At 51.8% G+C, this 16,072-nt stretch carries 17 protein-coding genes; 5 read left to right on the forward strand and 12 right to left on the reverse strand.

Translation table 11 applies throughout. The features are described from left to right. The first annotated feature begins 72 nt into the window (after nucleotides 1-72). Nucleotides 73-885, forward strand: a complete 813-nt coding sequence (locus RGB73_RS15995; RefSeq protein ID WP_310763513.1) for an alpha/beta fold hydrolase — start codon at nucleotides 73-75, stop codon at nucleotides 883-885. Nucleotides 886-1,159: 274 nt separating this feature from the next. Beyond that, nucleotides 1,160-1,384 carry a hypothetical protein gene (locus tag RGB73_RS16000; RefSeq protein WP_310763514.1) on the forward strand — a complete coding sequence of 75 codons (225 nt, stop codon included), beginning with the start codon at nucleotides 1,160-1,162 and terminating at the stop codon, nucleotides 1,382-1,384. 227 nt (nucleotides 1,385-1,611) lie between these two features. On the opposite strand, the gene RGB73_RS16005 is transcribed toward RGB73_RS16000, so the two are convergent. Further along, on the reverse strand, nucleotides 1,612-1,812 hold the full coding sequence (locus RGB73_RS16005; protein WP_310763516.1) for a hypothetical protein: 201 nt from the start codon (nucleotides 1,810-1,812) through the stop codon (nucleotides 1,612-1,614). 144 nt (nucleotides 1,813-1,956) lie between these two features. Continuing rightward, nucleotides 1,957-2,943 (reverse strand): bile acid:sodium symporter family protein, encoded by a 987-nt coding sequence (locus RGB73_RS16010; RefSeq protein ID WP_310763517.1) that lies wholly within the window; start codon nucleotides 2,941-2,943, stop codon nucleotides 1,957-1,959. Nucleotides 2,944-3,142: 199 nt separating this feature from the next. Here RGB73_RS16010 and RGB73_RS16015 point away from each other — a divergent pair, with 199 nt between their 5' ends. Continuing rightward, a complete protein-coding gene (locus RGB73_RS16015) occupies nucleotides 3,143-3,355 on the forward strand; it encodes a hypothetical protein (protein WP_310763518.1) in 213 nt (70 codons plus the stop codon). A gap of 312 nt (nucleotides 3,356-3,667) precedes the next feature. On the opposite strand, the gene RGB73_RS16020 is transcribed toward RGB73_RS16015, so the two are convergent. Next, on the reverse strand, nucleotides 3,668-4,387 hold the full coding sequence (locus RGB73_RS16020) for a YebC/PmpR family DNA-binding transcriptional regulator (protein WP_310763519.1): 720 nt from the start codon (nucleotides 4,385-4,387) through the stop codon (nucleotides 3,668-3,670). Nucleotides 4,388-4,711: 324 nt separating this feature from the next. Continuing rightward, entirely contained in the window at nucleotides 4,712-5,365 is a 654-nt protein-coding gene (locus RGB73_RS16025; RefSeq protein ID WP_310763520.1) for a YczE/YyaS/YitT family protein, read from the reverse strand. Between the two features lie 349 nt (nucleotides 5,366-5,714). On the opposite strand from RGB73_RS16025, the gene RGB73_RS16030 reads away from it, so the two are divergent. Continuing rightward, nucleotides 5,715-5,873, forward strand: a complete 159-nt coding sequence (locus RGB73_RS16030; RefSeq protein ID WP_310763521.1) for a hypothetical protein — start codon at nucleotides 5,715-5,717, stop codon at nucleotides 5,871-5,873. A 220-nt stretch (nucleotides 5,874-6,093) separates the two neighbouring features. Here the strand turns inward: RGB73_RS16030 and rpmJ are convergent, their stop codons facing one another. The 3 genes from rpmJ to RGB73_RS16045 all read right to left on the reverse strand — a co-directional run bounded on the left by rpmJ (nucleotide 6,094) and on the right by RGB73_RS16045 (nucleotide 7,747). Continuing rightward, on the reverse strand, nucleotides 6,094-6,207 hold the full coding sequence (gene rpmJ, locus RGB73_RS16035; RefSeq protein WP_310763522.1) for a 50S ribosomal protein L36: 114 nt from the start codon (nucleotides 6,205-6,207) through the stop codon (nucleotides 6,094-6,096). Between the two features lie 245 nt (nucleotides 6,208-6,452). Beyond that, complete coding sequence (locus RGB73_RS16040) at nucleotides 6,453-6,830, reverse strand: hypothetical protein (RefSeq protein ID WP_310763523.1); 378 nt, start codon at nucleotides 6,828-6,830, stop codon at nucleotides 6,453-6,455. 377 nt (nucleotides 6,831-7,207) lie between these two features. Next, on the reverse strand, nucleotides 7,208-7,747 hold the full coding sequence (locus RGB73_RS16045; protein WP_310763524.1) for a hypothetical protein: 540 nt from the start codon (nucleotides 7,745-7,747) through the stop codon (nucleotides 7,208-7,210). A 1,213-nt stretch (nucleotides 7,748-8,960) separates the two neighbouring features. Here RGB73_RS16045 and RGB73_RS16050 point away from each other — a divergent pair. After that, nucleotides 8,961-9,137 carry a hypothetical protein gene (locus RGB73_RS16050; RefSeq protein ID WP_310763525.1) on the forward strand — a complete coding sequence of 59 codons (177 nt, stop codon included), beginning with the start codon at nucleotides 8,961-8,963 and terminating at the stop codon, nucleotides 9,135-9,137. 722 nt (nucleotides 9,138-9,859) lie between these two features. Here RGB73_RS16050 and RGB73_RS16055 read toward each other — a convergent pair. The 5 genes from RGB73_RS16055 to RGB73_RS16075 all read right to left on the reverse strand — a co-directional run bounded on the left by RGB73_RS16055 (nucleotide 9,860) and on the right by RGB73_RS16075 (nucleotide 16,059). Next, nucleotides 9,860-10,834: a 5-oxoprolinase subunit C family protein gene (locus RGB73_RS16055; RefSeq protein WP_310763526.1), complete on the reverse strand. Its 975-nt coding sequence runs from the start codon at nucleotides 10,832-10,834 to the stop codon at nucleotides 9,860-9,862. A gap of 1 nt (nucleotide 10,835) precedes the next feature. After that, entirely contained in the window at nucleotides 10,836-11,723 is an 888-nt protein-coding gene (locus RGB73_RS16060) for a 5-oxoprolinase subunit B family protein (RefSeq protein ID WP_310763527.1), read from the reverse strand. Nucleotides 11,724-11,738: 15 nt separating this feature from the next. After that, on the reverse strand, nucleotides 11,739-13,811 hold the full coding sequence (locus tag RGB73_RS16065; RefSeq protein ID WP_310763528.1) for a sigma 54-interacting transcriptional regulator: 2,073 nt from the start codon (nucleotides 13,809-13,811) through the stop codon (nucleotides 11,739-11,741). A 128-nt stretch (nucleotides 13,812-13,939) separates the two neighbouring features. Continuing rightward, nucleotides 13,940-14,698, reverse strand: a complete 759-nt coding sequence (locus RGB73_RS16070) for a LamB/YcsF family protein (protein WP_310763529.1) — start codon at nucleotides 14,696-14,698, stop codon at nucleotides 13,940-13,942. Beyond that, nucleotides 14,695-16,059, reverse strand: a complete 1,365-nt coding sequence (locus RGB73_RS16075) for an acetyl-CoA carboxylase biotin carboxylase subunit (protein WP_310763530.1) — start codon at nucleotides 16,057-16,059, stop codon at nucleotides 14,695-14,697. The genes RGB73_RS16070 and RGB73_RS16075 overlap by 4 nt, the downstream gene beginning before the upstream one ends. Nucleotides 16,060-16,072: the final 13 nt, after the last annotated feature.

Consider the following 16,072-nt stretch of genomic DNA (forward strand, 5'->3'; position numbering starts at 1 on the left):
TTATTGAACGTCCGTTCTGGTACATTTAGGAAGAAGACATCTGTTCTACGACGATGAAAGGAGATGTGCGCGATGGGTCAACTAGGTTTTCTCCCTTGCAATGGGGCCGAGATTTATTACGAATTGGCAGGAGCCGGCGAAACGATCGTTCTTCTTCACGGAGCCCCACTGGACAGCCGTATGTGGAGGCCGCAAATGGAAGCGCTTTCTCAAAAGTACCAAGTCTTGCGCTTCGACATGAGAGGAATGGGACAGTCTCTCGATCCAGGAATTCCGTTTACCTTGTACGAAGATCTGCATTCCTTGCTCGCACAATTGGGGATTGAATCCGCCACTTTTGTCGGGGCGTCTTTCGGGTGCTACGCTGCCGTCGAATACGCTCTCGCTTTTCCCCATCAGGCGAATGGCCTCGTTCTCCTCTGTCCCGGAGGCTTTGCGCCTCCATCTGCGTCTTATCAGCAACGGTTGCAGCCATTCCAGGAACAATTCGGCATGGGAAATATGAAGGAAGCAGTGGAGATCATCCTGCACATCGTTTTGGACGGCCCCGATCAAGAGAGAGGACGAGTCCAACCCCATCGCCAATGGCTAAAAGAAATTTACGCGGATATTTATCGGAAGGCGCAACCCGCTACCATGCCGAAATGGCTGGAGCCGGATCCGCGAAGTCGCTTAGCCGAGATATCCGTTCCTACCCAGGTCGTAATCGGCGAGCTCGACCATTCCGATTTTCTGAAAGCCGCTGATACGCTGGTACAAACGATTCCTGGTGCGGAGCAGATTCGACTCCCACAATCCGCCCACTTGCCCAGCATCGATAATCCGGACGCAGTTAACCAAATCATCGTCGATTTTTTGTCTTCACATACCTGTACCGACAAGTAAGAGACATGTACAATTGCGGGGACTACCTGTCACGGGAGGTCCCCTTTCGTTTGACTTGCCTTTGGACCTTCTCTGCATTCGGTGTCGAGTGCGTGTTCCCGTTCCTTTTCAAGCGAGAATCGTCAATGACCCTTTACCTTCGAGTGATGTCCGCAGTCTTCGAAAAGGGATGCCTGGGGGTACATATTCTCTGTAAGTTTACATAACATTAATTATGTTGCGTTCTATTCCTCTCCCGCTCTATGTTACAATATATAGAAAGGAGTGAGCCCACATGAACTCTTCCAAATCATTTTATTATACGGTTGAACCGGATATGGTGGACGAATACAAAAAGATGCTGGATTTAATGAAAATCCCGTATCAGATTGAGGCGCCCGTGGCTCTGCTTGCGAATGGAACCCATCATTACTCGTTCGTCTTCCCGAACATGCCCGGCAGACTTTACGCGATGGTAAGAAAACTGTTTCAGGCTGATGCGAAGCCCTACCCCCAATGAGAGGTGTAGGGCCTTTTTCAACAAAAAAAAGGACCCATTGCTGGGTCAAAGATAGGAAGTGGAGAGAATGCATGCTATGTAATATATACTAACATATGCCAACCATATGTCAATCCATTTTTCGAATTTTATGTAAGAATATCTAACATAAACAAAAAGAAGCAGACTTTGCTTTGTATTAAATGTCATATTTCCGTACATAAATGAACCATCCTGCAGGACTTTAGTCAGGCCCGCCTATCCTCTCTCGCCCTGACCCATCCCAACCGGTACAGATCGTTTACAGCCTTGCGCAATCGACGATCCGCAACCACAGCCGAGACCTCCGCGCCGTTCACCAGCATGTTGAACGCCTTCAAGTGCACAGGTGTCAAGACAGGCACCCGTTTCAATCTTTTGTTAACCGGAACCATGATCGTTTTCAGCATGAGCCCACCCCTCATCGAAATGGATTGAACAGGAGAGATCTGACCGACGCGAATCCTCTCCTCTTTCCCCTTTCCATCATTATACAAATACGAACACATGTTTGCAATCATGTTTCGAAGGGTGATTCGTTGCGTTACGATCGGTTACCCGGCCTTTTCACTCATCACGATGTTCTCATCTGTTGTCGTTCCCTTTTCAACTGCGGCCAGAAATTTTCCGAACGTCGAAGCCAACGTCTGCTGGAACAGCATGCCAAGCACGACGGGAAGCGCCACGGGTGCCGGAAAATAGGAAATGGCCATGACAGCCCCGGCTGAGATGTTGCGCATGCCTGAGTTGAAGGTCAGCGCCACGATCACATCTCGCTTCCAACCAAACAGCCTGGCGACCAGCCAACCCATGAGGTAGCCGCAAATCGCCAAGGCGAGGACCAAAGCAGCCAAACGGATCAGCTCCCCATCTATCCGGTGCAAGTAAGGTGCCACGACCGAGCTGTTGATGGCGACCACTACCCCCATCCCCAGCTTGGAGAACGGAGCCAGCTTAGGCGCCAGCGTCTGCTTCACGCGACCGTGCGTAAACTGGTTCAAAGCCATGCCCATGAGTGACGGAAGCACAATCATGAAAAACATCCCTTGCATCATCGAAGCCGCATCCATTTCTACCTTTGCCCCCAAAAACAGAGCCATGCCCAGTGGCACGACAAGAGGCGAAAGCATCGTATCGATCAAAATAATGGAGAGCGTCAACGCGATGTTCCCCATGTAGATGGAGCTCCACAAAAAACTGGAGATGCCGGTAGGAATGACAGCCCCCAGGATCAGACCCGTGACGATATGGATGTCATCCGGGTAAAAAAGCAGCGCTGCTCCCCATGCGATTAGCGGCATCATGGCGTGTAAAATGAGCAGGTTGGCCAGAAGCGGGAGCGGCCGCGCAAGTACCCGGGCAAACTCCCTGAAGCCAGAGCCAAGACTGCCGGCAAATGTGATGAACGCAAATATCCAAGGAGAAAGAAATGTGAAAGACTGCAAATACCCTGCAGCCAGCACGCCGATGACTACGCTGGCTGGCGTGAGGATCGGCATGATTTTCTCCAGTGCCTTATTTAGCTTTGTCAGTTGATTCACCTTTTGTCCCCCCGATGCCTCCCAATCTGACGCAAGCCAGATTACTGATGTGAGGTATGTTACCATGAATCAAAAAATCGAACAAGACTAAAGGTCATTCATATACTCGGTTAATTGATCCAATCGACTCGATTGACTCGGTGTTTCCGTATACTTTCCGCAGAGCAGGTAAAGCCTATGATTGGAAAGGAGGAATTTCATGAACGGAATGGATTGGGTGGAATTTATCCGGAAAACCGAAAACAAGATGTTTCATATTCACCGGGCGATAGATGGGATCTGTAACGAGCCCGAGTACAAAGAGTCCGTTGCTGCATTGACAGAGGTCGTACGGGACTATCAGGTGCTCGTGGAAAAGGCAAAGAACGAGCTGCGCAGCGTCGACTTGCACCATGACCACCACGTGGATTGACCTGCCCCTTTGACTTCTCAGACAAGGGATGATCGAGATAGGAAGGCTCCCTCACGCAGGGGAGTCTTCTTTTTGCATCTATTCCCACGACCTTGACAATGGAATGTCACAATCAAACACTCTCAACACCATCGTGGACGAAGATGAGCCAGAAATCTTTAGTTAAGAGTGGTTCACGTGAGTCCTGGGAGCTGATTTGCACGTGATCACTGGGCTCGCAGCCTTGTCGCTCGGACAGAAGCCAAGCAAAAAAGCGCATGGCCGTCGCCTGCGCTTTTTATCCAACGATGATGTTGGCACGAATATGCGAATTTACTCACCCAAGTCAACGTTATGGTACACTTGCTGCACGTCATCCAGATCTTCCAGGGCATCGATCAATTTTTCAAACTGTGCACGTGCATCCTCCGGCAAGGTGATCTCGTTTTGCGCGAGCATCGTCAATTCCGCAACGGTAAACTCGGAAACCCCCGCCTTTTTGAACGCTTCTTGCACGGCATGGAACTGATCCGGCTCTGCGTAAACGATGACCGCGTCCTCTTCTTCGATGATATCGCGTACATCGACGTCAGCTTCCATCAAGATTTCCAGCGCTTCTTCCGCCGTTTTTCCTTCAAGGCCGATCACCGCCGTCGGATTGAACATGTATGCGACCGAACCGGTTACCCCCATGTTGCCGCCGTTTTTGTTAAAGGCTGCGCGCACTTCCGGTGCCGTACGGTTTACGTTGTTGGTCAAAGCATCCACGATGATCATCGAGCCGTTCGGACCAAATCCTTCGTAGCGCAATTCATCGTAGGTTTCCTCGGAACCGCCTTTGGCTTTTTCAATCGCCCGGTCAATGATCGCTTTTGGTACGCTGTATGTCTTGGCACGCTCGAGCACGACTTTCAGAGCGCGGTTGGACTCTGGATCGGGTTCACCCTGTTTCGCCGCGACGTAAATCTCTTTTCCAAACTTTGCGTAAATGCGGCTGGTGCTGGCATCTTTAGAAGCCTTCTTCTCTTTGATATTGTTCCATTTACGACCCATATTTTCCCACTCGCTTTCAATTCCAGAAGATTAGTAAATGAAATAACAGACAAATGGCAGTCGGGGCTTCGGCCCTTTCACGATCACTGCCAAAAAGCGCAAACGTGATTTGCACTCTTTCACAAGACTATATTATACCTTACTTCGCCCGTTATTATAAGGTAGATTCTCAAAAAAAGACAGCATCAAGGTGCTTCCCGCTTCCTTTCAGAAACGCAAAAGATCCCCTGCTTTCCGTGAATGGGGCGATGGATCCGCTTGCTCGCTTTCTATCAAAAACCGCCCGGAGATGATAGAACCCCGAGCGGTTTGCTTGCGCAGCACTTATTTGGCCACGGGCTGTTGGACTGTTTTCCCGAACGGCTTCGCCAGCATTCTCTCCCACATGGGGATAAACTGCTTGATCAGCGGTCCAATCGCTACGGCCGTAACCACCGTCCCCACAGATACCGGACCTCCGAGCAAAAATCCGCTCAATGCAACGGTACACTCAATGCCGATCCGCACCTTGCTGATGTCCCAGCCCGTTTTCTCGTGCAAGGCGAGCATGAAGCTGTCCCGCGGACCCGCACCGATGCGCGGCGAGATATACATCCCCGTGCCGCATGTATAAATGAGCAAGCCAGCTCCGAATAGGACGGCTCGTTCGAGCACCGTCTGGCCGATCGGGATCCATTTCAACCACATAAAGAGATCGATGAAGAGCCCGAAGAAAAACATGTTTAAAAACATCCCTGCATTCGGCTTGATTCTGCCGATGAGGTAGGACGAGACAATGATCAGCAGGCCGACAATTTGCGACCACATCCCAATCGTCAGTCCGAACGTCTTTTGCAAACCGATGTGCAGCGTATCCCACGGAGCTACGCCCAAGTCTGCTTCAATCATCATGCCGATCCCGTACCCCATGACGGCCAGCCCGAGCATAAACACCCCGTATCGTATCGTCACCGGGTGAACGAAAAACCTCTTTACCATTCTGGTTTCCCCCTTGAGGGTGGTCCCTCATTGATCCTGCCTTCTTTAGAAGGCTGCAGGGGGCGATTGGGCGATTGCCAACATCCATCTATCCATATGGGTCACCTTCTTTCCTTCCTGATGAAACGTACCGTCCTTCCCGAGGACCCGAGTGGTACGGGTGTCGGCATCGGTAAGGGAATACCCTTCATTTTCATATAATTTGCACAAATTGTCTAGTACGATCCCTGTCGCACAGAGGCAACAGGATGTATCAGCGTGGTCGGAAGTGTGCTCTACCCCAATAACAAAGGAAGCATAAAATGGCGCTGTTTTCCACACCCTACGATGGAGAGGTGATGGATAGAACATGGACGCAAAAAAACATGCCCGCAAACACGAACCGACCGTAGCCCCCAGCATGAATGGCCATGATCCGCTCGAAGCAGAGGCCAGCTCCGAGGAAATTGAAAAAGGGGACTACACCTCGGTAACCAAACTGTTTCTGGATCGTACGCCGGAGGACTGATCGAAAGAGGGATTTGTTCCTCTCTCTGCTCGGCTTTTCCCCGACCGCCTATGAGAACATGGCTCCTGTCTGTCCACGCGAAGATGGATCAGGAGCTATGAAAAGCTAGGTTGAATCCTTGAGGCCACCAGTGCAAACAAAGAGGCAAAAACGAAACCATTGCTTTCCAATAAAAAAGAACACTGCAATGAACTACAGTGCCCCTCTCTAAGGGTTTCCATTAACCCTGTCTTTGCTTGTGTTTCGTATTCTCACAAATCACCATGACCGTTCGGCGCCTTCTAACCGTTTTGCATTTTTCACACATATGTTTAACAGATGGTCTGACTTTCATGATAAAATGCCTCCTTTGCCTTATTGGGCAATTATAATAAAGCATAACGTATAGACAAGAAGATAGATAACCGTATTGAAAATCGTATAGCAACAAACAAACCCAGTCAATTGATAATCGTTGGTACAAATGATGCAAGCCCAAATTTTCGGTAATATGCAATGCGAAAAGGTTACTCCACAAGTATGCCCCTTCTAATTCATTATGGTTCAGAACGAATAACCATTTCGCTTCACCCCTGGCAATCACTCCTTCACGATGAAACGATACGCGGTGGAAGCCGTTCCACCTCTTGCATCACTTGCAGTCACGATAATTGCTACCTTCCCCGCTTTCCGCGCCATTACTTTAATCAAATTCCCTTCCACACGGACGGTTGCTATCGCCTGACTCTGGGACAATGCTGAAAACACCAGTTCATCTCCATCAACATCCGCAAATATGTGGCTTGCATCAATTTCGTACTCAACCCAAGGAGTAATCGTCTCGGGATCCGGCATTTCTTCTACTACTAGGGGAGGATGGTTGGCTCCTTCTGATCCGGATGCTGAAACCCCCCCACTGATTAGAAAACCTGTCATTGTTGCTATCAAAGCCTTTGAAAGTATCCATGCATGCATCATAACAGCACTCCATTCCCGATCATTCATCCCGTGCTACGTTTAGGATATCATACTTCCTCCCTACACATAACTGAGCTTCTACAAATGACCTCCATTTCGTTTGGGATGGAGGCTATCATTCTATTTTTCGCGGACACTATCGTGCCAAGCTCGAGCACTTGCAGGCTTGATTCTCTAGCGAGCAGCTTTGGATTCTGCACAAACGCTCCGTTCTCCAGTTCGTCTGCTTGAATCATGGCATCATTTGGGGTATGGGAATTCATACCTTTTTTAAGCATAAGAATCCCCTCCAAGTAGCGTGTACCACCCACCGTTAGACGGGCGGACTTTTTACACTGCCTACTGAAAAGGGGATTCGTACCACGAGCATATTCTTGTCAGCTGTTCGATAGACCCGGTCCGGGATCATTCGTAAAATCGGCTGGCTTGCCATACGTTGGTGCAGGGATTTCCGAACTGTACGTCAGTTGTTCCAGCTGGTGGCTCAGATCCATCAGATGGGAGTTAAGCTGATGAAATTGGTCAAGAAGCTGTTCCTCTTGCCGATATGTCTGAAGAGATTGATACGCTGTCATGTTCATGGTTTGCTGTTCGGTGTCTGAGGCTTTCTCAAACTCCTCCTTGGAAGTACCCACGGAAGAACGGTACATGTTCACAAGGGGGCCTTGCGCTTGTTCCACCTCATCGGTCAACGTATGCAAGTTTCGACGAATTTGCGCCAATTGCTGCCGAACCGCATCCACATGCGCCTTGTTTCCAACTCCTGAAAAGCCGTTGACTTGAGAAGCAATGCCTTGAATTGATTGCGTCACGTTTTGTATTTGATTGGAAAACGCATGGTTTCCCGTGGCCATCTCCAGCCTCTGAACAGATTGTTGCAAGCGATTGAGGACCTCGGTGATTTGCTGATTTTGCATGTCGTTCACCCCTCATGAATCATACACGGTGCATTGCTACACGTACCGTCCCATCCATGTTAGAGGCCAGACTTCTCCCCCACTCACGGTAGTGACAGGCTGCTACAGGAAATCTCCTTACACCGATTGGCTTATTGTCCCCCAAAAACCTGTTGCGTATGTGGTGGAAAAACCCAGCATCTTCATCAGTCTGTCTGCCTCACGTTCCTGTCCTCAAAACGACAGCACGTTTACGTCCAGATTAAACAGCATCCAGCTAACTCTAATTCGAAGTCAATAAAAATACCCAGATCACCCAAAATATTCCACGAGGGATATCCGATTTGGTGTGAACACTGTAACTGGAATCTCGCCATCCCTTCAAAAGAACGCCAAGGTACAACTTGGGAACGCCTCGAGAGGAGAATGCAGGCAATTCATTGACCTCGCAGGATTTCCTATACAGAATGAGACAAGTCATGTGTTATATAAAATAATGATCCGATCCTCCATGGTATCATTTACATGTATTGCTGCTACCAAATAGGTTAACTTTCGTTAGCAGACCGTATTGAAGGCTCTGATGTATGCTAAAGATGCCCGTTGTAAATTTTCACTTCTGATCCGTTGATGGAACGCCGTGTGCGATGAAAGTCGCCTGCACGGTGTAGGCTCGAACGAAATCCCTCACAAATAAAGGGAATAAGTCGAGAATAGCGATACGAAACCAATTCATGATGTTGTAATTTTTGGGTCTGGTTGGCATGTGTCTCATGGAAGATTTGTTGATTTTTACTACACCGCCCCGCAGGACGCCACAGCTGAGAAAGTCTTACAGTCTACGGACAATGGAGAAACTTGGGAGGATGCTTACCTGCCATTAGGGATTAATTCCGGCTCCGCTAATGGGATTCCCAAGCATATTGTACGTGCTGCTCAGTTACAGGCAGGAAAAACCTATCTATTTAAGGTGGTCATTACAGGTGGTAAGAATGAAGGCGAATCAAATATGATTACTCAAACTGTCATGTAATCCATCAACGGCCCTCGGAATATTCCGGGGGTTATTTTATGTGACGGGAATACGGCAATTACAATCTTTATTAACAAATTTTGCAAATTAAGATGAGCCCTCGTGTATCCTCTCTTACTATTGCCATCCCTTACTCATTGTTATTGGAAACATTTTGCAGATCATTTCGTCTTACCTTTTAAACGAGAAGGAGTGGCAGTGATGAAGAAGCTTTACTTGATGTCGGTCCTTTTACTAGCATCAGGCTGTTCTACTAACTCTCCTGAATTACAATCAACCAAAATTGTGTTAGAACAGGTGAAACAACAAAATGCCGAATTGGAGCTTCAGTTAAATAAACTCAGTAAGGAACTAAAGCAAGAGAAATATTCCGCCTAATGAAGATTCCTTCGTTACCGGTTATGAGGTTTGGCACCCGGGTGGTACTCTGTCCATTCTGATTCTAAATTTTGTTCGCAAAGACGACGTCTGGATGCTAGATGAAATCAATACTGACATCTGACGATTTTGACTCTGGGCAAATCACGGGGGGTTTATTTTGTCGAGGCGATTAACCGGGGTAATCTTTTGTTTTATAGCTGCATTCCTTTTTTGCAGTTACTATATCACGGCTGCCATATTTGCTTCCGGGGTTTCTAGTTGGAACCCTGAACTTTTCCAAAACATGCTTTTAAGCGTCGGTGACGATCTACCTACGTGCGCTGGGTTTTCATTGACCATTGGGATCGGCTATTTGATCTGGGCTGAATTCGGAAAAGAAAAGTGACATTTAACATAATTGAACAATGGTTCCCACTCTGGGTGTTCCTTCTTACCGCTCAAGTTAGGCATCCGACCCGTAAGTTGATTCGATTTTTCGGTCAAATCCAGAGCGTGTATGGCCATCTCGTTCTGATGCCGTCTCGCGCCCTTAGGAATTTCCACAATGGCCGAGTTGTGTGATTCATTATCATAGCGCTTACCGAACAACCTATGACGATTTTCCTGGTCTGTACCAAACGTATTCATCTTTCACTGTTCTTCAGGGATACAAAATCATAAAAAAACAGGTGCTTCGTCGAATGTGGCGAGGCACCTGTTCTATCCACCCTGAAAGATCGCTACCGCAATAACTGTTGGACCGTCAGCAGCTTTTTTTTCTTTTGCAGTCTTGCTTCAATCGCCTGATCGACCGTTACGGACAAAAAACGCGTCTTGGCATGGGGGCGCGATTGGGAAATGAGGTCCAGATCGGCGTTGATTGCTGTACCGATGGTGACAAAACCGCCGCCCGTCGTGGCATCGCGCAGGAGGAGGATCAGCTCGTGCTCGCTGGGAGCCATGATGGCGCCGATCGGATAGACAATATCGACCGCATTGGATGCATGGTTCCCTGCCCCGAACGGCGGCTCCGCAGGATTGAACGATACACTGGATCCGAAATACCGATAGGCGATGTTGTTCGACTCCAGCCCTACCTGCCACTCGGCATTCAAAAACGCCTTGAGCCCTTCGTCGCTCAGCCGATAGCTGGAAATTCCGAGAACGATGCGCACATCGAGGGAGGAGGAGAACTTCGGGATGTACTCCTCCGGTATCCGTTTGCCGATATGATGAAACACGCCGGGCAGCGGCTCTCCGATGGGAATCTCGTCGCCCGCCTGCAGCTTTCGCCCGTGAAAGCCGCCCAGCTGGCTAAGCGTATAGGTCGATTTGGAACCAAGCACGTCCGGCACCTGAATGCCGCCCGAAACGCAAAGGTATGACTTCACACCCTTGCTCGTCGACCGGAGCGACAGCACGTCCCCTTCTTGCACACAGATGGTCTCCCACATCGGCGCGGGCTGGCCGTTCACTTTGATGTCGATCGGCGCGCCCGTCACTGCCATCACCGTTTTTTTGCGGACCTCGATGACGGGCCCGAGCAGCGTAATTTCCAAAGCGGCATAGTCAAAGGGGTTGCCCAGCAGGATATTGCCCAGCAGAAAGGAATAGCGGTCCGCCGCACCGGATGGCGGCACTCCCAGGTGGTAATACATGTGGCGTCCGGTGTCCTGAACCAACGTTTGCAGCCCGCCGTCCCGGATGTGCAGCATACTAAAATCCCTCCATCAATCGTTTCAGATAGCGGGTTTTGTCCCAAAAATACTCTTCCGTGGAAAAGTCGACGTGCTTGATCCGATACCGGTACGTCCCCTCCTCCACCTGCCGGCCGATCTGGCGGTATTCCGCTTCTTCCACCGGCCGATGCTTCCAGATGTCGCCCGGTCTGGCCAGGAAGAACGAATCCTGAAGGTCTGGCAGCCGCTGAGACTGATCAAACACCGGGACAGCCGACATCCCGATCAATTGATAGCTGCCTGGCGCCTGCAACGGATAAATGACGGTAAACGCGCCTCCGAGTCCGACCGCCCTTCCTGGCGTGTCGGTACGCGGGCTGATGTACTTGGGGGTCTGGATGATCTGTTCCTTGGCCAGGCCGAGCGGATATTCCCATGCCGTTCCGGGAATGAAGCCCATCATCGTGATCAGATAAGGGCTGGCCGCGTGCGCCTCGATGAACCGCTGCTTGTCGGAAAAGCCGTTCAGTCTCATCACCAGTTCAAAATTGCTGATCGGATCGCGGACGACGTTGCGCTCCTGGAAGCGGCGGCTGTATTCCTGTGTCAGCGGATCATCGTACCAGATCGGGATTTCGACGATGCGCACCCGCAGGTTCAGCTCGGACGGATTGCTCTTGGTGATGTCGATCTCCTTGAGATATTCCAGCAGGTCCGCCGCCGATATCGCTTCCGGGTCGAACCGGATGATATAGGAGGAGTTGGACGGGCAAATGTCCAAAATTCCCGGGATTTGCCGCTTGCGCAATTCATGGGTGACGGCCAGCGCCTTGAAGTTGCTCTCCTCGCTCATATCGCGGGAAATCTCCGCATAGATGTATTCGTCTCCTCCGAAATCGAATCGGGTCTCCGGCAGGGTAAACATTGCTCATCTTCCTCTCTATTGCAACCGTTTCTGCATGCGCCGGCTTACTGTGGCGGGACTGACGCCCAGGATCTTGGCCACTTTGGAGGCAGTGCCGTATTTTTTCAAGGCAAGCGATATCAACTGGCTTTCCACTTCCTCTACCGCTTCTTTCAGCGGCATGATGTCGAGGACCACGGTCCTGCTTTCCCGCGCGAAGCACTCCTCCCGGTACAGATTGCCGAGCACATCCTGTGCGCCGATGCTGTCCGCTCGCACGGTCGCGATCAGCCGCTCGACCATGTTTTGCAGCTCCCTTACGTTCCCCGGCCAGGCGTATCCTTCGAGTGCGTGAAGCGCTTCCCGCGTGAGCACTTTTTCCATCCCGTACATATTGTTGAAATATTTGCAAAAATGAATCGCCAGCGGAATGATGTCGGCAGGCCGTTTGCGCAACGGGGGGATCTCAAACGGAATGACATGGAGGCGATAGTACAAATCTTCCCGAAACCTCCCCTGTCTGACCAATTCCCTGATGTTCTGGTTGGTCGCGACGATCACCCGGACATCGACGCGCAAGGAGCGTGTGCCGCCTACGCGCATGATTTCCCGCTCCTGCAGGACCCGAAGCAGCTTGACCTGCGTGGAATACGGAAGCTCTGTCACTTCATCGAGAAAAATGCTTCCTTTGTGCGCCAGCTCAAACATCCCCGGCTTGCCTTTCTGATCGGCTCCGGTAAAGGCCCCTTTTTCATAGCCGAACAGCTCGCTTTCCACCAGATTTTCCGGAATGGCTCCGCAGTTGACGCGAATGAAGGGCTCCCGTTTGCGCTGGCTGAAGTCATGAATCGCCTGCGCGAACACCTCTTTGCCCACTCCGGATTCGCCAAGCAAGAGGACGGTGGAGTCCACCTTGGCGATATGCTTCAGCTCTTCGACCAGACGTTCCATCTCGCGTGAGCGGTAAATCAGCTTTCGATGATGGTCCGTTTTGGAGAGCGTGTCCTCGAGTTCGCTCTCGTGCTCTTTTGGCTTCCGCGGAGCGATTTCCAGCTCCGGCCGCAGTATGTGGATGCCCGTCACGTCGCGGGAGAGGATCACCACCTTTTCGATCCGCTCGCCGTGAAAGACGGGGGTAGCTACGGACCACACCATCCGGCCGTTTTGGGACTCCTGGATCATGGACAGCTTTTTCCTTTGCGCGATACACAGGTCGGCAATATTGGGATAAAACGTCCCGGCTTTCTCCAACTGGTAGACGTCATTGTCAATCAGCTGCTCCGGTTGATCCACTCCCCAGAATTCACGCAAAAAGGTACCGGCAATGCGAATAATCTTGCCGTCCGGATTGACGACGAGAATCTGTTCATTCTCCTGGGAATATATCGCCTGCAGATCGTCGCTCAGATTACGGACAAACTCCAACTCGTTCACGGCTTCCCCCAATCGCTCGCGGGGCGAAAAAATGTGGACGATCCCGACCATTTTCCCGTTTTCGTACAGCGGAGAAAAATTGCCGCTGATCCGCTTGTAGTTGATCGAGCTTTCCACGCTGAGCAGCTGTTTTCCCGACAGCACCTCTTCCAGATCCTTATCGAGGGTCAGGAGCGTTTTATAGTTGCGGTACTGCAAGACGCTTTTCGGCAGACCCAGAATTTGCTCGGCGGTTTCGTTCATAAAAGTGATTTCAAAAGACGAATCGGTGGTGATCATGCCGATGCCGGAGCTGTTGAAAATGTGATTCAGCTGCTCCAGCTTGTAGCGGCTCAGTTGATTCTTCGCTTCCTGCGTTCCGATGTACCCCGCGATGCCGCCTTCCGGGTCGATCCCGAGCACAACCGAAATGTTGTGATAAAAGGTAATCGGGCTGTTGGCGGGCACCTTCAGCATGTCCTTGTTGTACTCGATCCGCCCCAGAATGCTGCCGGACGCATGAATTTGCCGCAAAAGGGAATGACGGTCGACATATCCGACGACACCTTGCTGCTCCTCGTGCACCAGCAGCAGCTCCGCCTTGCTCGCATCCAGACAGGCAAGCGCTTCCCGTACGGCGCTCTCTTTCGGCAATAGGAATGAAACCGGCTGCAAAATGTCTTTCCAAACCAGCAAACTATCCCCTCCGAAGAATCACGAATCAGTGAATCGTACTACCATGATACCAATTTTTTCATGATCTGGGGGAGGTGCAAACAAATTTCCGGTCCGGAAAAATCGCGGGAAGCTGACCGCTACTGCGATCAGCTTCCCTGGACCGGCTCTACGGCAATGCCTGCCTCCGCAAACGCCTGACGGATGTGCCTGATCAATTCGACAGCCCCCGGCGTATCAGCGTGAATGCACACCGTTTCGGCGCATATCTCCGCTTCTTCCCCATCCGGGGTGACCACGATGCCCTCTTTCACCATGCGCACCACCCGCGCGGCCATCTGTGCATAGTCTTGAATGGCGGGTCCGGTGCGGGTGAGGACGATCGATCCGTCTTTCGTATGCTCCCTGTCGGCGTATACTTCCCTCGCCACCTGGATGCCCATTTGCCTGGCGACCAGCTCCATCGCGGAATTCTTCAGGACAAACACTATCATCCGGTCCGAGACGCTGGCCAGCCCCTCCAGAATGGCGCGGGCGATCTTTTCCTCCTGCATCGCCATCATGTACAGGGCGCCATGCGGCTTGCAATGATGGAGCTCCATCTTAATGGAAGCAGCAAATTCCCGGAGCGCCCCTACTTGATAAAGTACGTAGTCGCGGATTTCGTCCGGCGTACAAGTCATATAGCGGCGGCCAAACCCCATCAGGTCGGGAAACCCGGGGTGCGCACCGATGGCGACGCCGTGCTGTTTGGCCATCTCGACCGTTTTGCGCATCACATGCGGATCGCCGGCGTGATACCCGCAGGCTATGTTGGCGGAGGAGATATGGCGGATCATCTCCTCGTCATGGCCCAGCCGGAAAAGCCCAAAGCTCTCTCCCATATCACAGTTCAGATCCACCTTCACGTTCGCATCTCTCCCTGACCACAGTCCTTCAGAACGGTTTCCACAAATTTGGTCGTGTACGCCCCCGCCTGGAAGTCGGGATGATCCATCACGTTCACCAGCAGCGGAATGTTGTGCTTGATTCCGCTGACCACGCAGCGCCCCAAGGCTTCTTTCATCTTCCGAATCGCTTCCGGCCGGTTCGCGCCGTGTGCGATGATTTTGCCGATCATCGGATCGTAAAAAGGAGTCACCTGGTCGCCTTCCGTCACGGCGAATTCCAGACGGACGCCGTCGGGCAGCCGCAGCGTCTCGATTTTGCCGGGAGACGGCATGAAGGTGCGCGGGTCTTCCGCATAGACACGGCATTCGATCGCGTGTCCCTGCGGAGCCGACGGCAGCGCTTCCCGCTGAAGCGGGCGGCCTTCCGCGATGCGAAGCTGCCATTCGACCAGGTCCACGCCGGCAATCTCTTCTGTCACCGGATGTTCCACTTGAATGCGGGTATTCATTTCCAGGAAGTAAAACTGCCCCTGTTCATCCACGATGAATTCCATCGTCCCGACGTTTGTGTACCCGATGCTCCGTGCGCCCCTGACCGCTGCTTGGCACAACGCTTCCCGCCGCGATTCATCCAGGAAGGGAGAGGGCGCTTCCTCGATGATTTTCTGGTTTCGCCGCTGGACGGAACACTCGCGTTCCCACAGGTGCACGACATTTCCATGCTGATCGGCCGCGATCTGCACCTCGATATGGCGGGGCGCGGCGATGAATTTTTCCAGGAACAGCGTATCATCTCCAAAGTAGGAGCCGGCCCGCTGAGCGGTGCTGGCAAACGCTTTTTCCAGCTCGTCGTCGCTGGACACGACCTGCATGCCGATCCCTCCGCCTCCCGCGCTCGCTTTCAGCATGACGGGATAGCCGATCTCCTGTGCGGCCTGAATCGCTTCCTCCACGGATGACAGCGCGCCGTCCACGCCGGGAACGATGGCGACGCCAGCCGCTTTCATCTGGCGACGCGCCTCGATTTTGTCCCCCATCAGCCGAATGACCGAGGCGCTCGGGCCGATGAACGTAATGCCCTCTGCTACGCAGCGTTCGGCAAAAGCGCTGTTCTCCGCGAGAAAACCGTACCCGGGGTGAATGGCATCGGCACCGGTTTCCTTCGCAGCACGGATGATGTTCTCCATGTCGAGATAGCTTTTCTTGACGAGCGCAGGTCCAATGGCCACCGCTTCATCCGCTTCCCGGACAAACAACGCATCCCTGTCCGCGTCCGAATACACGGCCACGGTCGGAATCGACAGGCGCCTGCAGGTACGGATGATACGCCGGGCAATTTCTCCACGGTTGGCAATTAACACTTTTTTGAAATCGCTCATGGCATCCTCCTCC

The organism is Brevibacillus brevis (assembly GCF_031583145.1).
In the GTDB taxonomy this organism is placed as follows: Bacteria; Bacillota; Bacilli; order Brevibacillales; family Brevibacillaceae; genus Brevibacillus; species Brevibacillus brevis_E.